Origin of the sequence: Stenotrophomonas sp. PD6 (assembly GCF_049199305.1) — a bacterium.
Taxonomy (GTDB): domain Bacteria; phylum Pseudomonadota; class Gammaproteobacteria; order Xanthomonadales; family Xanthomonadaceae; genus Stenotrophomonas.
Window position 1 is genome coordinate 369,647 of the sequence record NZ_JBLZQD010000004.1, and the last position, 23,798, is coordinate 393,444.

A 23,798-nucleotide genomic window follows, 5' to 3' on the forward strand; every position below is an offset into this window, starting at 1 on the left:
AATCGCAGGCACAGGACGGGGACATGGAGGCGCGGGGCCCCCCCCGGCCCGCGGGGGCGGCCGCTGCGGTGGGGTAGTAGTCCACGTTGGCCGGCTTCGGTGCCGGCGCCGGGCACACCGGGCGGCAGTAGATGCCGGTGCTGCGCACGGCGGTGAAGAACACCCCGTCGAAGCGCGCATCGCGGGCCAGGCGGGCACGTTCGCAGGCGGCGTGGTCAAGGGGCAGGGCGGTGTCCATGGGGGCCAGTCTATGCGCCGGACGGGCGCCTGGCTCGCCGTTTTCGGACATCAATGCAGCGCGGGGGCCGCCCGGTTCAGGGCCGGTTCCCGCACATCGGTCCAGTCACACTAGACTGTGTCTTCACGTGTCGCATTGCGCACGCTCTGGTCGGAACCTTAGGACTCCATGTTGCTCAAGTCGTGCTGGTTGTCGTTGTTGTGCCTGGGGCTGGCCGCGTGCGGCGCACTGGAGAATCCCGGTAATGTCACCGCCGCCGACAAGGCGGTGCGGGCGCAGGCCGTCGACGGCAACAACATGGTGTCGATCAACGCCGCCGACGCGCCGCCCCCGGCGCCACCGCCGCCGCGACGCGGCGAGCAGGGCTGGCCGGCAATGGCGCTGGAGAACGGCAAGGCCTGGATCAGCTGCGACACCGACTACGCCGCGGAAGGCGGTGATGGCGCCGCGCTGGAGGCGCTGGACCGCGCCACCCTCGACGCCGCCCTGGCCCCGTGCGCCGAACGCGGCCTGCTGCGCGTGCGCTACGTGGGCAAGATCAACCCCGGCTTCTCCGAACTGGTCGCGCGGGTGGCGCTGGTCGCCGACGCGCAGCGCATCTCGCGCCGCATCCTGGACCTGGATTCCAGCGGCGGGCAGGTCGAGGCGGCGATCGTGGCCGGCGACCGCATCGGCGAGTCGAACTGGACCATCTGGGTGCGCGAAGGCTCGGTCTGCCACAGCGCCTGCGTGTTCGTGCTGGCCGCCGGCGACAACCGGCTGGTGTCGGGCAAGGTCGGCATCCACCGCATGATGCGGATCAGTTCCAAGGCGACCTCGCGCGCCGAACTCAACCGCGAACTCCACGAGGTGTACGACAACGTCAAGGACTACCTGCAGCGCAACGGCGTGGCCGTCGGCGTGGCCGACCTGATGATGACCGTGCCCAACCGCAGCCTGCGCCTGCTGACCAGCGACGAGCTGCGCCAGTTCGGCCTGGATGGCACCAACGCGGTCCAGGACGACTTGGAGCGGATCAAGCAGATGCGCAAGTGCGGCGACGACTTCGTGCGGCGCAAGGATGCCTTCCTGATCGCGTTCGACCAGGAGTGCAAGCGCGACGGCAGCGAGCTGGAGGCCGTGACCCGCTGCGGTCAGACGCTCAAGCAGCGCTTCGGCTTCCCGGATGCCACCTGTCCCGACGAGAGCCCGCTGTCGGAGATCGATGTCTCCACGCTGTTGCCGCCGCCGGTGACCGCGCCGCGCGATGGCGTGGCCGAGCGCACCGCCAGCGATGCCGACCAGCCGACGCCGGAGGCGGCCGAACGCAACTGACGGTCCGCTCACGAGCTTCCCGTAGACTGGAGCGCACTCCACTTCAGCCCACGGTGTCCCGATGCGCGTTCCGCTGCTGCTGTCGCTCCTGCTTCCCGCCGTCGCCCTCGCACAGACCCCGCCGCCGGCCACGCCTGCGCCCGCACCCGCGCGGCCGGCACCCACGGCCGCGCCGGCACGTCCCGCGCTGAGTCCCGCAGAGCAGGCGCAGTTGCAGAAGCAGAACGCGGAAATGGCGGCTGCCGGCCTGCAGGTGGCCCAACTGGTGGACACCAATCGCGCCGCCGAGGCCTGGAAAGGCGCGTCCGCGGTGGCCCGCAAGTCGGTGACCGAGCAGGCCTTCGTCAGCCAGCTGGGCAACGACCGCAAGCGCCTGGGCGCGCTCACCTCGCGTGGCCAGCCGGTGGTGACCCGGGTCAAGTACGGCCCCGGCGCCACGGTGCCGGAAGGCCTCTACATCAACGTCAGTTTCCCCACCCGTTTCGCCAACAGCGCCCAGCCGGTGCGTGAACTGGTCTCGTTCCGTCTCGACGAGGATCGCGTCTGGCGCCTGGCCGGCTACAGCGTGCGTGCGGCCACCCCCTGATCTGCCAAGGAGCGTTGCATGGGTATCGAAATGCAGATGCTGGCCTGGGCGATCGTGCTGGGCCTGGCCCAGGTGCTGATCACCGCCGGCGCCATCACCCGCGAACGCGGCCTCACCTGGAACGCCTCCGCCCGCGACGGCGCCGTGCCACCGCCGGGACCCGTGGCGGGGCGCCTGCAGCGTGCGCAGGCCAACTTCCTGGAGACGTTCCCGTTCTTCGCCGCGGCGGTGCTGGCCGTGGTGCTGACGCAGCGCCAGGACAGCACCACGGCGCTGGCCGTGCAGCTGTATTTCTGGGCACGGCTGGTCTACGTGCCGCTGTATGCCGCCGGCGTTCCGTATATCCGCAGCCTGGTCTGGGTGGTGTCGATGGTGGGCATCGTGCTGCTGCTGTGGACGTTGCTGCACGGCGTGGCGTGAACCGCCGCCGACACGGCTGATCCAGATCAAGAACGCGCGCGCCTGGCGGGGGTAAGCTCGTCCGTGGACAAGCAACCGCAGGAACGGATCATGCCGGACGGGCGCACGACGGACGACGACGCGCAGTGCTGCAGCGCGACAGCGGTGGATGTAGTGGTGGTCGGGGCGGGGCCGGCAGGCCTGTGTTTCGCCCGCGCCCTGGCCGGCAGCGGCCTCAGCGTGACCCTGATCGAGCAGCAGCCGCGCGCTGCGCTGGCCGAGGCCGCCTTCGACGGGCGCGAAATCGCACTCACCCACGCGTCCCGCCAGATCCTGGAGACGCTGGGGGTGTGGGACCGGCTCGATCCTGCCGAGATCGCCGCGCTGCGCGACGCCAAGGTGATGGACGGGCATTCGCCGTTCGCGCTCACCTTTGCCGCCGCTGCGGCAACGGGCGAAGACCTGGGCTGGCTGGTGCCCAATCACCTCATTCGTCGCGCGGCGTGGGACAGCGTGCAGGGCCAGCAGGGCCTGCAGGTGCTGGACCAGGCCAGCGTGCGCGGCATCCTGCCCGGGGGCCCGCACAGCGAGGTGATCCTGGCCGACGGGCGGCGCTTCCACGCGCGCCTGGTGGTGGCGGCCGACAGCCGGTTCTCCTCGACCCGGCGCATGCTCGGCATCGGCGCGCGCATGCGCGACTTCGGCAAGTCGATGCTGGTGTGCCGCATGCAGATCGAGGTGCCGCACCGGCACACGGCATGGGAGTGGTTCGGGTACGGCCGCACGATGGCGCTGCTGCCGCTCAACGGCGACCAGGCCTCGGCGGTGATCACGCTGCCCCCGCGCCACATCGAGGCGTTGCTGGCGCAGGACGAGGCGGCGTTTGGCCGCAGCATCAGCACCTTCTTCGACCACCGCTTGGGCGCGATGACGCCGGCCGCGCGTCCCATCGCCTACCCGCTGGTGGGGGTGTATGCCAACGCCTTCGTGGGCGAACGCTGCGCGCTGATCGGCGATGCCGCCGTGGGCATGCATCCGGTGACCGCGCATGGGTTCAACCTGGGCCTGCAGAGCCAGGACCGGCTGGCGGCGGTGCTGCGCCGGGCGGCGGAGCGGGGCACCGACATCGCGGCGCCCGCGGGCCTGGCCGCTTACGAGCGCGGCCACCGGCTGGCCTCGCGGCCGCTGTATGAGGCGACCAATGCGATCGCCACGCTCTACACCGACGACCGCCTGCCGGCGCGCATGCTGCGCCGGGCCGGGCTGCGGCTGGCCCATCGGGTGGCGCCGTTCCGGCAGTTGATTGCGGCGCATTTGACGCAATCATCGGGGTAGGTCACGACCGTTGGTCGTGACACCCGCCATCACGGGGCCTCGGAATCGGCCAGGATGTTGATCACCGTGTCGCCGAACTGAACCTGCTGGCCCGCGCGGATCTTGCAGGCCTTGCGCGTTTCCACCTCGCCGTCGACCAGGACCTGGCGGTCGCCGATCACGGTCTTGGCTTCGCCGCCGCTGGTGACGAGGTCGGCCAGCTTGAGCAGCTGCTTGAGCTCGACGTAGTCGCGGTCCAGTTCAAATTCGAGGGTCTGCATGGAACGGGTATCCTGTGAAGGGGCGCCGACGGGCGGCCGGGCCGGATGAGGGCGCGTATTGTGCGCCAGCGCGGCATTCATGCGGGAATCTGTACACGTTGTTCAGGAACGATGCGGTATCATCGCGCCCTGAGCGAGTGAATTCTCCTCCAGACCGAGCAGCGCCAGGGCACGCGATAAGAAAGGGCGCCCAAAGCGCGGACCATCCCTTTTTTTATCGCACTGCCCATGTGAATGGCAGTGCTTCGGAGTTCCCCATGTCCCAAGAATCCCCCACGCCGCTGCTGTTCGCAGACCTCGGCCTGTCCGACGCTGTGATGAAGGCCGTTGCCGCCGTCGGCTATGAAACCCCGTCGCCGATCCAGGCCGCCACCATTCCGGCCATGCTGGAAGGTCGCGACGTGCTGGGCCAGGCCCAGACCGGTACCGGCAAGACCGCCGCCTTCGCGCTGCCGGTCCTGTCCAACCTCGATTTCAACCAGACCAAGCCGCAGGTGCTGGTGCTGGCGCCGACCCGCGAACTGGCCATCCAGGTCGCCGAGGCCTTCCAGACCTACTCCTCGGGCATTCCGGGCTTCCGCGTGCTGCCCGTCTACGGCGGCCAGCCCTACGGCCAGCAGCTGCAGGCCCTGCGCCGTGGCGTCCACGTGATCGTGGGTACGCCGGGCCGCGTGATCGACCACCTGGAGCGCGGCACGCTGGACCTGTCCGAGCTGAAGACGCTGGTGCTCGACGAAGCCGACGAAATGCTGCGCATGGGCTTCATCGACGACGTCGAGGCCGTGCTCAAGAAGCTGCCGGAAACCCGCCAGGTGGCGCTGTTCTCGGCCACCATGCCGTCGCAGATCCGCCGCATCGCGCAGACCTACCTGCAGAACCCGGCCGAAGTCACCATCGTCAGCAAGACCACCACGTCGGCCAACATCCGCCAGCGTTACTGGTGGGTGAGCGGCATGCACAAGCTCGATGCGCTGACCCGCATCCTGGAAGTGGAGCCGTTCGACGCGATGATCATCTTCTCGCGCACCAAGGCGGCCACCGAAGAACTGGCCGAGAAGCTGCAGGCCCGCGGCCTGGCCGCTGCCGCCATCAACGGCGACATGCAGCAGGCGCAGCGCGAGCGCACCATCGGCATGCTGAAGGAAGGCAAGCTGGACATCCTGGTGGCCACCGACGTGGCCGCGCGCGGCCTGGACGTGGAACGCATCAGCCACGTGCTGAACTACGACATCCCGTACGACACCGAAAGCTACGTGCACCGCATCGGCCGTACCGGCCGTGCCGGCCGCACCGGCGACGCGATCCTGTTCGCCACCCCGCGCGAGAAGGGCATGCTGCGTGCGATCGAGCGCGCCACCCGCCAGCCGATCGAAGAGATGCAGCTGCCGAGCGTGGACGCGGTCAACGACACCCGCATCACCAAGTTCATGAGCCGCATCAGCGATGCGCTGGACGCCGGCGGCACCGAATTCTACCGCGACCTGCTGCAGAAGCTGGAAGGCGAGAAGAACGTGCCGGCGATCGATATCGCCGCCGCGCTGGCCAAGCTGCTGCAGGGCGATTCGCCGTTCCTGCTGACCCCGCCGGTGCGCGGCGCACGTGAAGAGCGTGCCCCGCATCAGCGCAACGAGCGTGGCAATGACCGTGGCGAACGCCCGGCCCGTTTCGAGCCGCGTTTCGAGCGTGGCCCGCGTCGTGAAGACGACCGCGGCCCGCGTCCGCCGCGTCCGGAATCCGATTTCGGCAACAGCGACGGTGGCGAGCGCGCCCCGCGCCGTGACATCGCCCCGCGCGGTGCCCCGGAGCAGGGCATGGAAACCTTCCGCATCGAAGTGGGCCACGTGCACGGCGTGAAGCCGGGCAACATCGTCGGCGCGATCGCCAATGAAGCCGGGCTGGAGAGCCGCTTCATCGGCCGCATCGACATCCACGACGATTTCTCCGTGCTGGACCTGCCGGCCGAAATGCCGAGCGACCTGCTCACCCACCTGAAGAAGGTGTGGGTGTCGGGCCAGCAGCTTCAGATGCGCAAGGTGGAGCCGGGTGAAGACCTGACCCCGTCGGCTCGTCCGCCGTTCAAGCCGAAGTTCGGCCGTGGCGGCAAGCCGGGTGGCCCGGGTGCGCCGGGTGGCCATCGCGGCGGCCCGGGCGGCAACGACCGCCCGCCGCGTCGCGACGGCTTCAAGCCGCGCGGTCCGCGCAGCTGAGCCGCTGCCGGCCCACGGCCGGCATGACATCGCGGTGCGTACTGACAACGCCAGCCTTCGGGCTGGCGTTGTCGTTTTCACACGGTGGAGGCCAGTCACGCCGGTTTCGCGCCATCTCAACAGGTCTGGTCCTAGCCTGAGGCAGAGGAGACACCGCACCCCACGATGGCACCGGAGGCGAGGCGATGCTGGGAGGCAGCAGGGACGTTGGCAGTAGCGCCGTACCGTATGTGACGCGGGGCTTGACCCTGCGGTTCGTTCTGCTTACGGGGATGGCCATCGGACTGGTCGGGCTGTCGGCCCTGATCCAGGAGCTGCAGGGCGCGTCCACGGCGTGGATCGTGGGGCAGAGCCACTGGTCACGCAGCCAGCAGCACGCCAGCTTCGCCCTGGAGCGCTACATCGCGTCCGGCAACCCGGCGGCGCTGGCCGAAGCGCGCGAGGCGCTGGAGGTGCCGCTGGGCGACCGCGATGCGCGCATCGCGCTGGAGCAGGACGAACTGGACCTGGCGCGCGCCCGGCGCGGCTTCGCACAGGGCGGCAACGCGCCGGGCGACATCAACCGGCTGATCGTGTCCTTCCGTTACCTGGGCCATGTGGGCTACTTCCGCGACGCGGTCCGTCTGTGGCGGCAGACCGACCGGGGCCTCAGCCAGCTGGTCCAGCTGGCCGATGCGGCCGAGGCGATGCATGCGTCCGCCCGACCGTCCCCGGCCATGCGCGAGGCGCTGCTGGTGCAGCTGCAGGCGCTGGACCGCAGCCTGCAGGCGCAGGCCAAGGCATTCTCGCTGGCGCTGCTCAACACCGCCTCTATCGTGCGCATGGCAACGCTCATCGTCGGCGGGTTGTCGGTACTGCTCATCACCCTGATGGCGGTGCTGCTGGCGCGGCGCGTACGCAACGATCTGATCGACAAGGAGAGCCGCTTCAGGGCCGCGTTCTACCAGGCCACCGTGGGCATGCTCAAACTGGACACGGGCGGTGGCATCGTCGAAGCCAATCAGGCCATGGCCGACATTCTCGGGTACCGCCGCGACGTGCTGCTCGGCATGCGCCTTCCGGACCTGTTGCAGGAGGGCGAGCTGGTACTGGACGAGGCCGGCGACATCGACTGGACCCGGCAGCTGCGTCCGGGCGAACTGCGCTTCCTGCGCGCCGACGGCGGCCTGCTGTGGGGGCGCTGGAGTGGCACGCTGGTGCGCAGTCCGGGGCGCGCGCCACGGGTGTTCGCCATCATCGAGGATGTCTCGCAGAACCACGCGCTCGCGCGCGAGGTGGAACGCCATGCCAGCCACGACCCTTTGACCGGGCTGATCAACCGCCGCGAGATCGAACGCCTGCTCGAACTGGCGCTGCTGGATGTGCGCAGCCACGGCGGTACCCACAGCCTGTGCTACCTGGACCTGGACTACTTCAAGCTGGTCAACGACGGCCTCGGCCACGCCGCTGGCGACCAGCTGCTGCGCGGCTTTGCCGACTACCTGGTGGGGGCGGTACGCGAGGGCGACTGGGTCGGGCGGATGGGCGGCGACGAGTTCGTGCTGTTCCTTGCCGGCGCGCGCCAGGAGGAGGCCAAGCAGGTGCTGCAACGGATCGTGCGCACGCTGGGGCAGGCCGGATTCCAGCGCGACGATGGCCTGCCCAGGGTGAGCTGCAGCATCGGCGTGGTGGAGATCACCGCCGAGGTGACGGATGTGAACTGGCTGATGAGCGCGGCCGACAGTGCCTGTTACGCGGCCAAGCAGGCCGGACGCAACCGCGTGCATTGCTTCAATGAGAACCGCATGGCATTGGAAGAGCGGTTGCTCGAAGCCGAGCGGCTGGCGCAGGTGTCCAGCGCCATCGCCGAGAACCGGATGCTGCTGTACGCGCAGCGGATCGAATGGGTCGGCGATCCCGCTTTCCTGCACTACGAAGTGCTGGTGCGCATGCGCGACCGTGAAGGCCAGCTGCAGGCGCCCGGGGAATTCATGCCGGCCGTGGAGCGCTACGGCATGGGCATGGCCCTGGACCGGCACGTGCTCGGATTGCTGTTCCGCCACCTGCAGGTGTGTCCGGCGCATCTGCAGCGGCTCGGGCTGTGCAACGTCAACGTGTCGGCGCAATCGATTGCCGAGCCCAGTTTCCTGGCCTACGTATGCGACCTGCTGGAGCGCAACCGCGGGCTGGCGCGCAAGCTGTGCTTCGAAATCACCGAAACCGCGGCGATCAGCAACCTGGACCAGGCGCGCAGCTTCGTCGAAGGGGTGAAGGCGCGGGGGTGCAGGGTGGCATTGGACGATTTCGGCGCCGGGTTGTCGGCCTTCGGCTACCTGCGCCAGCTGCCCGCCGACATGCTGAAGATCGATGGCGTATTTGTCCGCGACATGGACATCGACCCGGTCAGCCGCGCCACGGTACGGGCCATCACCGAGATCGGCCGCGAGCTGCACATGACGGTGATTGGCGAGTGGGTGGAATCCAGGGAGGTCGCCGGGCAGTTGCAGGCGATGGGGGTGGATGGACTGCAGGGCTATGCGATCGAGCGACCCATGGCGCTGGAGAAGATGACGCAGCCGGCGTTGTGGCGGGACGCCTCGTCGCATGGGCGTTGAGCCCGGGCACAGGCCGTGGGCCGGCAATGCTGCGATAATCACGGGCAGGGGACGGCGCGCGGCATGCGTGCCGGCGCACGACAACAGGGTGGTGGTGTGAGGCGCAGGCACGGCGGGTCAGGCGGGACGGTGGCGGCTGCACGCTGGCTGGCGTGGCTGTTGTGCCTGCTGTTGCCGGCCACGGCACTTGCCGGCACGGCGCAGCCGGGGCGCGACGTGCTGCTGCTCGGTGCGGCGACGGACGAACAGACCCCGCAGCGTGCCTGTATGCCCGACGTGCTGGCCCGTCACCAGCAGGTGCTGGCCGTCGCGGCCCCGGCCGAGGGCTGGTCGGGTGCACCGCAGGCGGTGGACGTGTTCGGTGTGCTGACCGGCGAGGTCCGGATCAGCCACGGCGACCGCGAGATCTGCGGCAACATGCACGACGCGCGCACCCGCGACTCGCGCTTCCGGGCGGGGGTCGGCATGGTGGTGGTGCCCGAGGCCGGCGAGCGCGAGCCCATCGTGGTGTCGTGGACGACGCCCCTCAAGCCCGGCTGGATTCCCACGGTGCGACTCGGCGCGCCCAGCCCGGTGCAGCAGAACGACACCGCACGGCTGCTGGTGCGCGCCGCCTGCATTGCCGTGGTGATTGCGCTGGGCCTGTCGGCCCTGATGGGGTACGTCACCGCCAAGGACCGCTCCTTCCTCATCTATGTCGCGGTCTGCCTGGTGTTCGTCTTGTGGCAGGCGGTGCTCGGCGGCCTGAGCGGGTATCCGGAGCCGTGGCTGCCGGTGCATGACCGCGCGGCGTGGTGGCTGGTGGCGCTCAGCGCGTTCGCGCAGGCGGTGCTGCTGCCGGTGCTGTGGCGGCTCAACGGCGGCGATCGGCTCTGGCCGGGCTCGCGCGCCGGCCAGCAGGCCGTGCTGTGGGGTCTGGTGGCGGCGGGGCTGTGCGTGCCCTGGATGGGCTTGGCCGCACTGGCGTGGACGGCGTCGGCGCTGGAGCACGTGCATGTGTTTGGCTGCGTGGTCTGCCTCGGCGTGGGCCTGTGGGCCCTGTGGCGCCGCGACGGCTACGCGCTGGCCGGACTGCTGGCGCTGGCCCCGTGGTGGATCATGATCATCGCCGACGCGCTGGAGGTGCGCTGGCTGACCGCCTACCGGATCGAGGCGCTGCAGCTGTCGGCGACCTGGTTCCTGATGATGTCGGCCTATGCCCTGAACCTGCGCCTGGGCCGGCTGCGCCAGCAGCGCGACGAAATGCGCCAGCTGGCCGACACCGACGGGCTGACCGGGCTGCCGAACCGCCGTGCCGGGCTGCGCCTGCTGGCGCGTCACATGGAGCGCGCCACGCTCGAACACCAGCCCCTGGCGATCGGCTTCCTGGACATCGACCTGTTCAAGGACATCAACGACCAGTTCGGCCACGAGGTGGGCGACCAGGTGCTGGTAGCGGTGGCGCGTGGGCTGCGCGGATCGGTGCGCAGCCAGGACGACGTGATCCGGATGGGCGGGGAGGAGTTCCTGGTGCTGCTGCCCGGCGCCGGCCACGCCGCCGCGCTGGCCCGGCTGGAAAACGTGCGCCAGCAGGTGGCGTCGGTGAGCGCGGTGCTGGGCATTGCCGGGCTGGCGGTGACGGCCAGCATCGGTGCGGCGGTGCTGCGGCCGGGCCGGGACGACCTGGCGGGCCTGCTGCGGCGCGCCGACCACGCGATGTACCGGGCCAAGCGTGCCGGGCGCAACCAGGTGTGCGACGCGGAGCAGCCGGCGCCGGCGGACGATCCCGTGGTGGTATGACGCCGCGCCGCCGCGGGTTTTGCCGGATAATGGCGGGATGACAACCCGACTCAACAAGTACATCGCCGAAACCGGCTTCTGTTCCCGCCGCGAGGCCGATCGCCTGATCGGCGAACGCCGTGTCACCGTCAACGGCCAGGCCGCCGGCACCGGCGCGGTGGTCGGCGAGGACGACACGGTGCTGGTCGACGGCCAGCCGCTGCGCGCCCGCGAGGCCAAGAAGATCGGCGGCCGCCGCCACGTCTATATCGCGCTGAACAAGCCGGTGGGCATCACCTGCACGACGGAGACGGCGGTGAAGGGCAACATCGTGGACTTCGTGGGCCACGAGCAGCGCATTTTCCCGGTCGGCCGGCTGGACAAGGATTCGGAAGGGCTGATCCTGATGACCAGCAACGGCAACATCGTGAACCAGATCCTGCGCGCGGAAAACGGCCACCAGAAGGAGTACCTGGTGGCGGTCAACAAGCCGGTCACCGACGAGTTCCTGCGCGGCATGCAGCGCGGCGTGCATATCCACAATGAAACCACGCTGCCCTGCCGCGCGTCGCGCATCGCGAAGTTCGGCTTCCGCATCATTCTGCAGCAGGGCCTGAACCGGCAGATCCGCCTGATGGCCGCGGCCTTCGGCTACCGGGTCACGCAGCTGCGCCGGGTACGCATCGACAACATCAAGATCGGCGCGCTCAAGCCGGGCCAGTGGCGCAACCTGACCGACGCGGAGTTGCAGGGGCTGCTGCCCAAGCAGCTGGACTGGTAAGTCCTGCACGGGCCGGTAACCATTGACCGGGTGGCTCGGGCTAGACTGCGGTCAGATCCCGGATTGCCGCTGCTCCATGATCAAACCCGAAAAGCCCGCAGATGAAGCCGTGCGCCTGGCGGCGCTGTACCGCTACCGCATTCTTGATTCGGAGAAAGAAAAGTCCTTCGAGGACCTGGTCACCATCGCCAGGGCGGTGTGCGGGACATCGATGGCAGCCGTGACGCTGATCGATGCGGAACGGCAGTGGTTCAAGTCGATCCAGGGCACCGACGCACAGGAGCTGCCGCGTTCGGAGTCGATGTGCGGGCATGCGATCCTGCAGCCGGCACAGGTGATGGTCATCGAGGACGCGCGGACCGATCTGCGCTTCCACGACAATCCGATCGTGACCGGCGATCCCAAGGTGCGCTTCTACGCGGGCGCGCCGCTGATCAGCAACGACGGCCTGCCGCTGGGGACGCTGTGCGTATTCGATCCGCAGCCGCACCAGCTGGACGCGCAGCAGACCGAGGCGCTGGCGGCGCTGTCGCGGCAGGTGATGCTGGTGATGGAACTGCGCCGCTTCGCGCTCGACATCCAGACCCACATGGTGGAGCGCGACGATTACGAGCGGCTGCTCAGCGAGTACCACGACGTGTTGCTGGCGCAGAATGCGGACCTGGCGGAGCAGAGCCGCACGGACGTGCTGACGGGGTTGCCGAACCGCCGCGCGATGTCGGTGGCACTGGAAGCGTCGGTGGTGGACGCGGACGGGCAGCCACGGCAGACGGCGGTGGCGTTGCTGGATATCGATCATTTCAAGCAGATCAACGATTTCAACGGGCATGCCACGGGCGACCGGGTACTGGCGGAATTGGGCGTGCTGCTGCGGGCGCAGTTCTCCGGGCGGGGGCTGGCGGCGCGCTACGGTGGCGAGGAATTCGTGGTGCTGATGCCGGACACGGACCTGCGCACGGCGGAGCTGCAGTGCGATTTCCTGCGTATGGCCGTTTCCGACTTGCCGCTGGGGTTCCCGGTGACGGTCAGCATCGGGGTGGCAGCGCATCGTTCAGGCGACACCGTCGAGCAGACGCTGGAGCGGGCGGATGCGGCGTTGTACCGGGCCAAGGGGAACGGGCGGAATCGGGTTGAGCTGGCGACCTGAGATTGAGAGACTTGGTCTGTGGGCGCCCTTGGCTTGGCCGGCGGCGGTGGGTTTGCAGGACACGCCGCAAGTACGTCCCTGTAGGCTCGTTCACGCCATCCATGGCGCTCTACGGTCCTGCAAACCCACCCCCGCCAGCCTTTGACAGAGGGTCGGTGATTCGCTGAACAACGGCGGGTAGAGCCTGGCCATGCCTGGCTGCGGTTGTTCTGGATTGGAGATTGGCTGGGTCGATCACGCCACCATTCGCAATATCTGCGATCTATCACTGGCATCCTGCCGTCCCTTTTCCTGCGGACTCCGCCCATGCTGCAGACCCTGGCCGTTTCCAACTACCGCTCCCTGCATGACCTGGTCGTGCCGATGGGGGCGCTGAACCTGGTGACCGGCGACAACGGCAGCGGCAAGTCCAGTCTGTACCGCGCGCTGCGGCTGCTGGCCGATACCGCCCAGGGCGGAGTCGCCGCGGCGCTGGCACGCGAGGGCGGGCTGCAGTCGGCACTGTGGGCCGGACCGGGCACGCTCAGCCGCGCCATGCTGCAGGGCGAGGTGCCGGTGCAGGGCACTGGTTCGGGCGATCCGGTGGCGTTGCGGCTGGGATTTGCCGGCGAGGAATTCGGCTATGCGATCGATCTGGGCTTTCCGGTGCCCTACCGCTCCGCCTTCGCGCGGGACCCGCAGATCAAATGCGAAAGCATCTGGGCCGGCCCGTTCCTGCGCCGCAGCAGCGTGCTCGTGGAGCGGCGCGGCCCGGTGCTGCGGCGTCGCCACGGCCGGCAGTGGGAGATCGTGGATGATCGGGTATCGATGTTCGAGAGCGTGTTCTCGCACCCGGTCGATCCGCAGCGGATGCCGGAAGTGCTGAGCCTGCGCGAGACGATCCGGGCGTGGCGCTTCTACGACCACTTCCGCAGCGACGCCGATGCGCCGGCCCGTCAGTCGCCGCTGGCCACGCGCACGCCGGTGCTGGCCCACGATGGTCGCGACCTGGCGGCGGCCTGGCAGACCATCGTCGAGGTGGGCGACGAAGAGGGCCTGGCGGCCGCGGTGGAAGATGCGTTTCCCGGTGCGGAGGTGCTGATCGAAGGCGGCGAAGGCCGGCTGTTCCTGAAATTCCAGCAGCCCGGCCTGCTGCGCCCGCTGTCGGCGGCCGAGCTGTCCGACGGTACGTTGCGCTACCTGCTGTTGATCGCGGCGCTGCATACGCCGCGGCCGCCACCGCTGATGGTGCTCAACGAGCCGGAGACCAGCCTGCACCCGGACCTGCTGCCGGCGTTGGGGCGGCTGATCATTGCCGCTACCGCGCGCAGCCAGCTGTGGGTGGTATCGCATTCCTCGCGGCTGGTGGCGGCGCTGCGCGAATCGCCGCTGTGCAATCCGATCGCACTGGAGAAGCAGATGAGCCGCACCACGATCCAGGGCCAAGGCCTGCTGGACGCCCCCGCCTGGTACTGGCCGGACCGGTAGAGCCCAATCAATCCGCGATATTACGCGCCTCGGACGTACCCAGTATCTCCGGGTGCTGCACCTTCTTCCGCCGGTTCAACAACGGGTGCAGGAACACGGCGCCCACGATGATCGCCACGCCGGCGTAGAACAGCGGCGTGAGCTCACGCTGTTCGCTGAGCAGCACCACTGCCAGCAGGATCGCGTAGACCGGTTCCAGGTTGGTGACCAGCTGCACGGTGTAGGCACTGAGGTGACGCAGGGCGACCAGCGCCAGCGCGAACGGCAGCAGCGTGCACACGCCGGCCAGGGCCAGCAGCAGCAGGCTGTCGTGCAGGTCCGGCACCACCCACAGCGGGCTGGCCAGTGCCGGCAGCAGGAAGGGCAGCAGCGGCGCGAGCAGGGTGAGGGTCACGGTGCCGGCACCGAGTTCCACCGCGGTGACGGTCAGCGGGTCGGCATGGCTGACCAGGCGCTTGTTGAGCGAACCGAAGATCGCCACCAGCAGGGCCGACATCGCACCGACCAGCACGCCAAGGCGCATGCCGTCGGGCACGCCGCCCACCACCATGCCCACGCCGGGCAATACGGCGATGCCGAACAGAAGTTCACGCAGCTGGAAGGGGCGCTTGGCCACCCATGGTTCGATCACGGCGGTGAAGACCGGTGCCAGCGCGATGCAGGTGGCGGCCACCGAGGCATTGGCCAGCTTCACCGCGCCGTAGAAGGTGAGCCAGTGCAGCGCGACCAGTGCGCCCACCCCGCAGTAGCCGGCGAACAGCGCGGGGCTGAGTTGGCGCAGCCCGCGCCACACGCGCGGCAGCAGCGCCAGCATCGCCACCACCAGCAGCATGCGCCACCACACCAACGGCAGCGCGGGCAGCGTAATGAGCTTGCCGAGGATGGCGGTGACGCCCCACAGCAGCACGCAGAAATGGATTTGCAGGAGGGCTCTGCGGGTGTCGGTCATCGGCATCCGCATATTGTGCGGTAATCCGGATGCGTTACGCGCCTACCTGCTGCAATTGTCTGCGCAGCGCCACCGCCGCGCCGGGGTTGCGGTGCTTGGCCGCGCCGATGAACAGCACATACACCTCGCGGGGCGCGGAGGGTTCCGCATCGGCCGCCACATGCGGCAGGTCCGGGTTGTCGTCGCCGCGCGCCCAGCGCATCGCGCGCAGGCACCATTGTTCCAGGGTGCGTTCGGGGTAGCCGGCGCGCAGGTTGGCGCGCGACTGCATCAGCCGTGCGTAAACGAAACCGGCGGTGGGGTCGGCGAAGCTGGGGTAGTCGGCGGAGTTGCTGAACACCAGCGCCGCACCGTGCGCCCGTGCCACGGCGACCAGTTCCGGCGTCCATGCGCCAGCATTGCGTACTTCCAGGGCGTGCTGAAGCACGCGGCCACCGGCCTTGCGCGGCAAGGCGTCCAGGAAGCGATCGAATTCCTGTGCCCCCGCCGGGTGGGTCTGCCCGAACTGCCAGACCAGCGGGCCGAGCCGATCCTCCAGTGCACTGATGCCCTGGATGAAGCCGTCGGCGCGCGCCCCGGCGGCGGCAAGGTCGTGGGTCTGGGTGATCGTGCGCGGGGCCTTGGCCGAGAAGCGGAAGCCTTCCGGCGTCTGCTCGCGCCACTGCGCGTAGACCGCCGGCTTCTGCGCCCGGTAGAACGTGCTGTTGATCTCGATGCAGCCCAGCTGCCGGCTGGCATGGGCAAGCTCCTCACGCTGGGGCAGGCCGGCCGGATAGAACGTGCCGCCGCGCCAGGCGGGAAAGACCCAACCGCCGATGCCCGTGCGGATCGTACCCGGGGCCGTACTCATGGAGCGCCCGTCTCCGCCTGCCACGGGTCGTAGCTGCCGAACCACCACAGGTGGCCCTCGAGGTCCCGGCAGGCATAGCCTCTCCCACCGTAGTCCTGGTCGGCGATGTCGATGGCCAGTTCGGCCCCGGCGGCGACGGCGCGTGCGTAGTGCGCATCGGGATCGGCGACGATCACGCAGGCGCTCTGGGTCTCGCGGCCGCCCACTTCATCGGGCTGAACCACCAGCTTGCCCCAGGCGCCGCCGTTGTCGACCGAGCCGAGCATGATCATGCCGGCGCCGTAGACCAGCTGGGCGTGGTAGACGATGTCGCCTTCTGCATAGACCGCCTGCGCGGTGAATCCGAAGGCGCGTTCCAGCCACGCGATGGCGGCGCGGGCATCGCGGTAGCGCAGGCAGGGAATGATGGTGGAGCCGGTGGGGGTGGGCGCGGTCATGCGGGTACTCCGGGACGGGGCGGGCTTCTGGCACAGGCGAGCCTGCGGCGCGGGGCGTTACCATCGCGCGAAACCGGCGGGGCCACGGCCGCGGCCTCGACACCCCGGCAACATCGGACTGGAGACACTGATTGAACACATCCTGGATTGGAGGCGTGGTGCTGCTGGCATGTGCACCCCTGGCGTCGGCGGCCGTGCCGACCGAACTGGACACCCGGCTGGAGGCCACGGTGGAACGCGTGCGCAGCCAGTTCGACGTGCCCGGCATCGCCGTGGCGGTGGTCAAGGACGGACAGGTGGTGCTGGAGCGCGGCTACGGCGTGCGTGAGCTGGGTAAGCCGGCGCCGGTGCAGGCCGACACGCTGTTCGCCATCGCCTCCAACACCAAGGCGTTCACCGCCACCGCGCTGAACCTGCTGGCCGAGCAGGGCAAGCTGAAGATGGACGACCGGGTCATCGACCACCTGCCGTCGTTCCGCATGTCCGACCCGTACGTCACCGGCGAGATGCGCATCCGCGACCTGCTCGCGCACCGCAGCGGGCTCAGCCTGGGCGCCGGCGACCTGCTGTTCTGGCCTACGACGAGCTACAGCAACGCCGAGGTGGTGCAGCGCCTGGGCAAGGTGCCGCTGAAGGCCGGCTTCCGCGACCGCTACGCCTACGACAACATCCTGTATGCGGTGGCGCAACAGGTCATCGAGAAGGTCTCCGGGCAGTCCTATGCGGACTTCCTGCAGCAGCGCATCTTCACCCCGGTCGGCATGGCCGGCACCCGCTTCAACGCCGACCACCTGCAGCCGGGCGACAAGGCCGCCGTGGGCCATGCCAAGTACGATTTCACCGCGCTGCGCACCGTCGCGCCGCTGACCTGGTCCAACAATGCCGGTGCCGGCGGGCTGTACTCCAGCGCGCATGACATGGCGCGCTGGATGAACGTGCAGCTGGCGCAGGGCAAGCTGGAAGACGGCACGCCGTTGTTCAGCCCGAAGACCCAGCAGGCGATGTGGCAGATGATCACGCCGCAGGGGGTGCCCGAGCCGAGCGTGCCGGCGCTGGCGGCCGCGCGCCCGAACTTCGCCGGCTACGGTGAGGGTTGGAGCCTGAGCGACTACCGTGGGCAGAAGCTGGTGTGGCACACCGGCGGCTGGCCGGGCATGGTCTCGCGGGTCACCCTGGTGCCCGGCGAGAACCTTGGCATCGTGGTGCTGACCAACCAGGAAGTCGGCGCCGCGTTCAACGCGATCACGATGGACGTGCTCGACGCCTATCTCGACGCCCCGCCCACGGACTGGGTGGCCGCCTATGCCGCCGCGGTCGCCAAGGCGCAGGACAAGGCCGACGAAGGCTGGGCCGCGCACCAGGCCGCGCGCAATGCGAAGAGCACGCCGTCGCTGCCGCTGACCGGCTATGCAGGCACCTACCGCGACCCGTGGTATGGCGAAGTGTTTGTCGAACCGCGCGGCGGCAAGCTGCGCCTGCGCTTCGGCAAGACCGCGCAGCTGGTGGGCACGATGGAGCATTGGCAGCACGACACCTTCATCGTGCGCTGGGACGACCGCTCGCTCAACGCCGATGCATTCGTGAATTTCAGCCTGGACCCGGACGGCAAGGTGCGCGAGGTGCGCATGCAGGCGGTGTCGTCGCTGACCGACTTCAGTTTCGATTTCCAGGATCTGCTGCTGACCCCGGCCAACTGATTACGTGGCGCCGGCCCAGGGTCGGCGCCGCCGTCTTGCGGCCGCGTTTACGTGGCCCGTGGGATACTTGGCGCCTTGCTGTTTGTTTCAGGTGACAGGATGTTCCGCTGGTTCGAGTCGTTGATTCCGGTCTTCCCGCCCATCGACGCGCGCATGCCGCCGCGTCGCGTGGTGCCGTTCTACATCCACTACCTGCGCCCGGTGTGGCCGGTACTGCTGGCCACGCTGATTGCCGGGCTGCTGCTGGCGTTGGTGGAAGTGGCGATGTTCGACTTCCTCGGCCGCATCGTCGACATGGTCGCCGAGCAGCCGGACCCCAGCTTCTTTGCACGCCATGCCGATACGCTGCTGTGGATGGCCGCGATCACGCTGATTGCCCGGCCGGTGCTGGTCGGCCTGCACAACCTGCTGGTCAACCAGGCCATCGTGCCCGGGTTGAGCAACCGCTCGCGCTGGCTGATGCACAACTATGTGGTGCGCCAGAGCCTGTCGTTCTTCCAGAATGACTTTGCCGGCAGCATGGCCAACCGGGTCATGCAGACCGGGACTTCGCTGCGTGAGTCGGCGGTGCAGATGGTCGATTCGCTGTGGTACATCGTGGTCTACACCGGCACCGCGCTGTACCTGTTCGCGCAGGCGGATTGGCGGCTGATGATTCCGCTGCTGCTGTGGCTGGCCGCCTACGTGGCGATCATGTGGTACTTCGTGCCACGGGCGAAGGAACGCGCCTGGATCGCCTCGGAAGCGCGTTCCAAGGCGATGGGCCGGATCGTGGATGGCTACACCAACATTCCCACGTTGAAGCTGTTCGCCCACGCCGGGCGCGAACAGGCCTATGTGGCCGAGGCGATCGAGGAACTGGCGGTAAAGCACCGCCGCCAGACTCGGGTCACGACCGGCATGGATCTCACCATCGCCATCGTCAACGGCTTCCTGATCGCCGGCACCTGCGGCCTGGCGCTGTGGCTGTGGAGCCACGGCAACATCAGCGTGGGCGCGATTACCCTGGCCACCGGGCTGGTGATCCGCATCCACAACATGTCCGGCTGGATCATGTGGACGATCAACGGCATCTTCGAGGACATCGGCACGGTGCAGGACGGCATCACCACGATCGCGCAGCCGCTGAGCGTGCAGGACCGCCCCGACGCGGTGCCGCTGGTGGTCAGCGAAGGCGGCGTGCGCTTCGACGACATCCATTTCCATTACGGCAAGCAGGGCGGCGTGATCGCCGGGCTGAACCTGGCGGTCAAGCCGGGCGAAAAAATCGGTCTGGTCGGTCCGTCTGGCGCGGGCAAGTCGACATTGGTCAATGTGCTGCTGCGCCTGTACGACCTGGAAAGCGGGCACATCCGCATCGACGGGCAGGACATAGCCGAGGTCACCCAGGAAAGCCTGCGCCGGCAGATTGGCGTGGTGACCCAGGACACCTCGCTGCTGCACCGTTCGATCCGCGACAACCTGCTGTACGGCCGCCCGGATGCCACCGAGGAGCAGCTGCGCGCGGCGGTGACCAAGGCGCGCGCGGCGGCCTTCATCGACACGCTGCGCGACGCCGAAGGGCGGCAGGGCTACGACGCACACGTGGGCGAGCGCGGGGTGAAGCTGTCCGGCGGACAGCGCCAGCGCATCGCGATCGCGCGCGTGCTGCTCAAGGACGCGCCGATCCTGGTGCTGGACGAGGCGACGTCGGCATTGGATTCGGAAGTGGAGGCAGCGATCCAGGACAACCTGGACGAACTGATGGCGGGCAAGACGGTGATCGCCATCGCGCACCGCCTGTCCACCATCGCGCGCATGGACCGGCTGGTGGTGATGGACCAGGGTCGCATCGTGGAGACCGGCACGCACGCGGAACTGGTCGCTTCAGGCGGTCTGTACGCGCGCCTGTGGGCGCGCCAGACCGGCGGGTTTGTGGCTGCGGATGCCGGGTAAGGCAACGGCAATGGCAACGGCAACGGCAGCGTTTCAGTTCCTGCGTGTGGGACGGTCGACGGGCAGCCCCCTACGGGACACGCCGTGAACCCATCCATGGGGGCTGCTAGAAAACATCCATGTTTTCTAGCGTCCCTCCGGGGGCTGCCCGCCGACCGTCCCCGACAGTGGGCCGTTCGCGGAGGGAGGGAGCAGCGACGCATGGCGTCGCTCTACGAGGTAGGGTCGGTTCCCAAACGACTGCAATGAAACAACCAACGTCCGGTAATGCATGAAAATGATCGGTATGGCGGTAGAGCGACGCCATGCGTCGCTGCTCTACCATCCGCTCCACGCGATGCATGAGGGGGCGGCCGGCGGGTAGCCCCCGGAGGGACGCTAGAAAACATGGATGTTTTCTAGCAGCCCCCATGGATGGGTTCACGGCGTGTCCCGGAGCGGGGCTGCCCGACGGCCGCCCCGGCACGGAACAATAGAAACGCTGCTCTACGCACGAATATGCAAAACGGCCCGGTTCTCACCGGGCCGTTTTTTTTTGGTTGCCGACTAACAGTCGGCACTACCAGTCGGTATTACCCACCCATCACTCGATCGGCTGGTCCAGCATCAGCTGGCGGGCGAAGCGCACCGGCGGGGCGCCGTAGGACAGCATCTGGTCGTGGTAGGCCTTCAGATTGAACTTGTCGCCCTGCTTTTCCTGCACCGCCTTGCGGGTGTCGAAGTGTTCCTGCGCGCCCACGAAGTAGGTCGGCAGCTGCGCCGAGGTCAGCTGCGCGCGCACCCACTTGCCCGACGCTTCGCTTTCCTGCTGGAAGGCGTCGTGGGTCATCAGGTGCATCGCCTGCTCGCGCGTCCAGTTGTCCACGTGCACGCCCTGGTCCAGGATCGCGTTGGAGATGGTGCGCAGGTAGAACTTCAGCTGCACCAGGTGGAACAGCGGGTCGTTATCCAGGTAACCCTGCTCCTGCATCATGCGCTCGGTGTAGACCGCCCAGCCTTCGGCGAACAGGCCCGAACGCAGCACCGCGCGCAGCGTGGAGGGGAACTTGCCCGAATGCCAGCCTTCCAGGTAATGGCCCGGGGTGCCTTCGTGGATGCTCAGCAGGTGGATCATGCGGCTGTTGTATTCGCGCAGGAACGAGTCGACCTGCTTGTCGGTCCAGTCGTCCGGGATCGGCGAGACCGCGTAGAAGGTCTTCAGGTTCTTGTCCAGCGGGCCCGGCGAATCGCAGTAGGCCACGGCCACGCCGCGCTGGAATTCCGGCATCAGGATGATGTCCACCGGCGAATCGGGCAGGGTCATCAGGTCGTGCTTGCGCACGAACTCGGTGGACTGGGCCAGCGCCGCCTTGGCGTCGTCGACCACCTTGTCGCGCGCCGGCTTGTCGGCGTACGCCAGCTCAAGTGCGGCTTCGATCGCGGCCTGCTGCTGCTCGTCGGTCGGGTTGGCCGGCAGCGCCGGTGCGCCCGGCTTGTCCTTGAGCACGGTCTGCGCGATGCCGTACATGTCCTGGCGCACGCGGGTAAGCTCGGCGCGGGCGCGCTCACCGATCTCGGCGCGCGACAGCGAGGAATTCAGCGCGAACTTCAGCTTCTGGTCGTACAGCTCGGCGCCGATGCGGAAGTCGCCCTTGGCGTTGGGCACCAGGGTCTTGTCCAGCCAGGTCTGCTGTTCGTCCACGGCCTTCTTCAGGCCATCGATGGCGGCCTGCAGGCGCTTGCCATCCTCGGCCGGCAGCTCGCCGATGTGCGGGGTGATGAAGGTATCGACGATGCTGAGGATGCCCTTGTTCTGCTTGGCAACCGTCTCGGCATGGATCTTCGGCACGCGCGCGGGGTCCAGGTTCTCGCGGGCCTGGGCGAAGATCTGCGGCAGCTTCTCCATGCGCGCGGTGGCCGACTTCAGGCGGTCGGGCAGCGGCGCGAACTCGCGGGCCATCAGGCCGTACAGGGCGCTGCCTGCGGTGCCGTTGTAGATCTGCGGGTCCCACTTGGACGCCTGCAGCACCTCGGCGTTCCAGATCTCGGACTGCAGCTGGTTACGCAGAATCGCCGCGTCCACCTGGTTCTCGCGCGAGAGCTTGCTCACCTCGACCTTGTCCAGCTCGCCGAGCAGGCCCTTGTAGGCGGTCAGCATCTTCTGCTGGCCGGCGGCGCTGAGGTCGTCGATCTCGCTGTCGTAGCGGTGGTCGCCGATCTGGGTGGCGCTGATCGGCGACAGCTGCATCCAGGTGTCCAGGGCGCGCTTGGACAGGTCGGCGAAGGCGGCATCCACCGCCGCGTCGGCGGCGGGTGCGGTGGCCGACGTGCCGGCCGGGGCGGTGGGGGCATCGGCCTGCTGGCAGCCACCCAGGGCGGCGATCAGGGCGAGGGCGAGAAGATGCTGGCGCATCGGCGATCCTGTGCTGTGGACAATCGCCCAGCATAGGCGGCATCGCTGGGTTCCCGCCCGTGCCATTGGATTACCATGACGCTTTCCCGCCGGGAGGTGTGCCATGCAGTACGAAGGAAGCTGCCATTGCGGGCAGATCGCGTTCGTGGTCCAGGCTGAGGCGCCCATCACCGAGGTGGTGGATTGCAATTGTTCGCTGTGCCGGCGGCGCGGCGGGCTGCTCTGGTTCGGCCCGCGTGCGGCGCTGACCCTGAATACAGACCCGGCCGCTGTCGCCACCTACCAGTTCAACAAGCACCACCTGCAGCACCATTACTGCCGCGACTGCGGCATTGCCCCGTTCAGCGAGGGTGTCGACCCGCGCAGCGGGCAGGCGATGGTGGCGGTGAATGTGCGCTGCCTGCCGGCGCTGGACCTGGCAGGACTCAAGATCAACTTCTTCGATGGAGCAAGCATGTGATGACAGGGATGCAGCGGCAGCACAAGGCTGCCTGGGCAGGGATGCTGCTGGTGCTGGCGTTGGCCGGCTGCAGCAAAAAGGAACACGAAAGCCTGGCCAGTGGCGCGCCTGCGGGCGCGGTGGCGTCGCCGGAGGGCGCTTCGCTCGCCTACGAGCATGACGTGGACATCCAGCTGGACGCCGCGCAGATCGGGCCGCGGGTGAAGCAGATCAGCGACGCCTGCCAGTCCAGCCAGTTCGGCGACTGCGCGGTGCTGCAGGTGGGACAGCAGGGCGGTGAGTACCCCTCCGGATCGATCCGGGTGCGGATCGCGCCCAAGGGCGTGGAACCGCTGATCGGGCTGGCCGGCAAAGGCGGCGATGTCGCCTCGCGCAACACCCAGGCCGAAGACCTCGCCCAGCAGGTCGCCGACACGGCCTTGACCAAGGCGCGGCTGCAGAAGGAGCACGAACGCCTGCTGGCCTACCAGGACGACAAGAGCATCAGGATCGCGGACCTGCTGGTGATCACCCAGCGCCTGTCCGAGATCGAGGCAGGACTGGAGCAGGCCAACAAGGAGGCCGCCAACCAGCGGCGGCGCATCGATACGCAGCTGCTCACGTTGCGCTTCCAGACGCCGTCGGGTCAGCGCAGCCGCAGCGAGATCGGCGAGGCGGTCAGCGAATTCGGCGCGACACTCACCACCAGTGTGGCGTTTGTCATCCGTGCGGTCGCGGCGTTGCTGCCGGTGGTGCTGGTGGCGTGGCTGTTCGGGTGGATCGGGTTGAAGCTGTGGCGGCGACGTCGACGGGCTTCGTCCACACCGTAACGCGTATGCACCAAGGGTGCATACCTGCCGGGTGGGCGCCACCACGGGGCGCGCCACCCGGGTAGGGGGGGGGGGGGGGGGGGGGGGGGCGGCGCCCCCCCCCGCCCCCCCCGGGCGGGGGGGGGCGCGGGGGGGGGGGAGGGGGCGGGGGGGGGGGGGGGGGGGGGGGGGGGGGGGTGGGGG

General features: G+C 68.7%; 20 protein-coding genes. 14 read left to right on the top strand and 6 right to left on the bottom strand.

All coding sequences use genetic code 11. The features are described 5' to 3' along the window. A partial coding sequence (locus tag ACOZHM_RS09335) for an Ada metal-binding domain-containing protein (RefSeq protein ID WP_421568964.1) occupies window positions 1-238 on the bottom strand: 238 nt, incomplete at its 3' end. A 171-nt stretch (window positions 239-409) separates the two neighbouring features. Here ACOZHM_RS09335 and ACOZHM_RS09340 point away from each other — a divergent pair. The 4 genes from ACOZHM_RS09340 (at window position 410) to ubiM (ending at window position 3,872) form a co-directional block, all read left to right on the top strand. Then, entirely contained in the window at window positions 410-1,552 is a 1,143-nt protein-coding gene (locus ACOZHM_RS09340) for a hypothetical protein (RefSeq protein ID WP_421568987.1), read from the top strand. Between the two features lie 61 nt (window positions 1,553-1,613). Continuing rightward, complete coding sequence (locus ACOZHM_RS09345) at window positions 1,614-2,138, top strand: DUF4019 domain-containing protein (RefSeq protein WP_421568965.1); 525 nt, start codon at window positions 1,614-1,616, stop codon at window positions 2,136-2,138. Between the two features lie 18 nt (window positions 2,139-2,156). After that, complete coding sequence (locus ACOZHM_RS09350; RefSeq protein ID WP_421568966.1) at window positions 2,157-2,558, top strand: MAPEG family protein; 402 nt, start codon at window positions 2,157-2,159, stop codon at window positions 2,556-2,558. A gap of 90 nt (window positions 2,559-2,648) precedes the next feature. After that, entirely contained in the window at window positions 2,649-3,872 is a 1,224-nt protein-coding gene (gene ubiM / locus ACOZHM_RS09355; RefSeq protein ID WP_421568988.1) for a 5-demethoxyubiquinol-8 5-hydroxylase UbiM, read from the top strand. Window positions 3,873-3,901: 29 nt separating this feature from the next. Here the strand turns inward: ubiM and ACOZHM_RS09360 are convergent, their stop codons facing one another. Beyond that, window positions 3,902-4,132 (bottom strand): RNA-binding S4 domain-containing protein, encoded by a 231-nt coding sequence (locus tag ACOZHM_RS09360; RefSeq protein ID WP_421568967.1) that lies wholly within the window; start codon window positions 4,130-4,132, stop codon window positions 3,902-3,904. 257 nt (window positions 4,133-4,389) lie between these two features. Between ACOZHM_RS09360 and ACOZHM_RS09365 the strand changes: the two genes are divergently transcribed. The 6 genes from ACOZHM_RS09365 to ACOZHM_RS09390 all read left to right on the top strand — a co-directional run bounded on the left by ACOZHM_RS09365 (window position 4,390) and on the right by ACOZHM_RS09390 (window position 14,086). Continuing rightward, the gene (locus tag ACOZHM_RS09365; protein ID WP_421568968.1) at window positions 4,390-6,339 is read left to right on the top strand and encodes a DEAD/DEAH box helicase; all 1,950 of its coding nucleotides are present in this window, start codon (window positions 4,390-4,392) and stop codon (window positions 6,337-6,339) included. Window positions 6,340-6,524: 185 nt separating this feature from the next. Next, entirely contained in the window at window positions 6,525-8,933 is a 2,409-nt protein-coding gene (locus ACOZHM_RS09370; protein ID WP_421568969.1) for a putative bifunctional diguanylate cyclase/phosphodiesterase, read from the top strand. A 63-nt stretch (window positions 8,934-8,996) separates the two neighbouring features. Then, a complete protein-coding gene (locus ACOZHM_RS09375) occupies window positions 8,997-10,712 on the top strand; it encodes a diguanylate cyclase (RefSeq protein WP_421568970.1) in 1,716 nt (571 codons plus the stop codon). A 37-nt stretch (window positions 10,713-10,749) separates the two neighbouring features. Next, the gene (locus tag ACOZHM_RS09380) at window positions 10,750-11,472 is read left to right on the top strand and encodes a pseudouridine synthase (protein ID WP_421568971.1); all 723 of its coding nucleotides are present in this window, start codon (window positions 10,750-10,752) and stop codon (window positions 11,470-11,472) included. Between the two features lie 76 nt (window positions 11,473-11,548). Continuing rightward, the gene (locus tag ACOZHM_RS09385; protein ID WP_421568972.1) at window positions 11,549-12,619 is read left to right on the top strand and encodes a GGDEF domain-containing protein; all 1,071 of its coding nucleotides are present in this window, start codon (window positions 11,549-11,551) and stop codon (window positions 12,617-12,619) included. A 306-nt stretch (window positions 12,620-12,925) separates the two neighbouring features. After that, window positions 12,926-14,086, top strand: a complete 1,161-nt coding sequence (locus ACOZHM_RS09390; protein WP_421568973.1) for an AAA family ATPase — start codon at window positions 12,926-12,928, stop codon at window positions 14,084-14,086. Between the two features lie 7 nt (window positions 14,087-14,093). On the opposite strand, the gene ACOZHM_RS09395 is transcribed toward ACOZHM_RS09390, so the two are convergent. Genes ACOZHM_RS09395 through ACOZHM_RS09405 form a run of 3 tightly spaced genes read right to left on the bottom strand, consistent with a single transcriptional unit; the run spans window position 14,094 to window position 16,322 of the window. Next, window positions 14,094-15,041 (bottom strand): DMT family transporter, encoded by a 948-nt coding sequence (locus ACOZHM_RS09395; RefSeq protein WP_421568974.1) that lies wholly within the window; start codon window positions 15,039-15,041, stop codon window positions 14,094-14,096. Window positions 15,042-15,069: 28 nt separating this feature from the next. Continuing rightward, window positions 15,070-15,885 (bottom strand): DUF72 domain-containing protein, encoded by an 816-nt coding sequence (locus ACOZHM_RS09400; protein WP_421568975.1) that lies wholly within the window; start codon window positions 15,883-15,885, stop codon window positions 15,070-15,072. Next, window positions 15,882-16,322, bottom strand: coding sequence for a VOC family protein (locus ACOZHM_RS09405; RefSeq protein ID WP_421568976.1), 441 nt, complete (start codon window positions 16,320-16,322; stop codon window positions 15,882-15,884). Before ACOZHM_RS09405 ends, ACOZHM_RS09400 begins: the two co-directional genes overlap by 4 nt. Before the next feature lie 131 nt (window positions 16,323-16,453). On the opposite strand from ACOZHM_RS09405, the gene ACOZHM_RS09410 reads away from it, so the two are divergent. Together ACOZHM_RS09410 and smrA are read left to right on the top strand one after the other, a co-directional pair. Next, window positions 16,454-18,019 carry a serine hydrolase gene (locus ACOZHM_RS09410; RefSeq protein ID WP_421568977.1) on the top strand — a complete coding sequence of 522 codons (1,566 nt, stop codon included), beginning with the start codon at window positions 16,454-16,456 and terminating at the stop codon, window positions 18,017-18,019. Window positions 18,020-18,118: 99 nt separating this feature from the next. Continuing rightward, window positions 18,119-19,954 carry a multidrug efflux ABC transporter SmrA gene (gene smrA / locus ACOZHM_RS09415; protein WP_421568978.1) on the top strand — a complete coding sequence of 612 codons (1,836 nt, stop codon included), beginning with the start codon at window positions 18,119-18,121 and terminating at the stop codon, window positions 19,952-19,954. 583 nt (window positions 19,955-20,537) lie between these two features. Here smrA and ACOZHM_RS09420 read toward each other — a convergent pair. After that, on the bottom strand, window positions 20,538-22,346 hold the full coding sequence (locus ACOZHM_RS09420; protein WP_421568979.1) for a DUF885 domain-containing protein: 1,809 nt from the start codon (window positions 22,344-22,346) through the stop codon (window positions 20,538-20,540). Between the two features lie 103 nt (window positions 22,347-22,449). Here ACOZHM_RS09420 and ACOZHM_RS09425 point away from each other — a divergent pair, with 103 nt between their 5' ends. Together ACOZHM_RS09425 and ACOZHM_RS09430 are read left to right on the top strand one after the other, a co-directional pair. Then, window positions 22,450-22,806, top strand: a complete 357-nt coding sequence (locus ACOZHM_RS09425; RefSeq protein ID WP_421568980.1) for a GFA family protein — start codon at window positions 22,450-22,452, stop codon at window positions 22,804-22,806. Beyond that, entirely contained in the window at window positions 22,806-23,615 is an 810-nt protein-coding gene (locus ACOZHM_RS09430; RefSeq protein WP_421568981.1) for a DUF4349 domain-containing protein, read from the top strand. Before ACOZHM_RS09425 ends, ACOZHM_RS09430 begins: the two co-directional genes overlap by 1 nt. Window positions 23,616-23,798 lie beyond the last annotated feature (183 nt).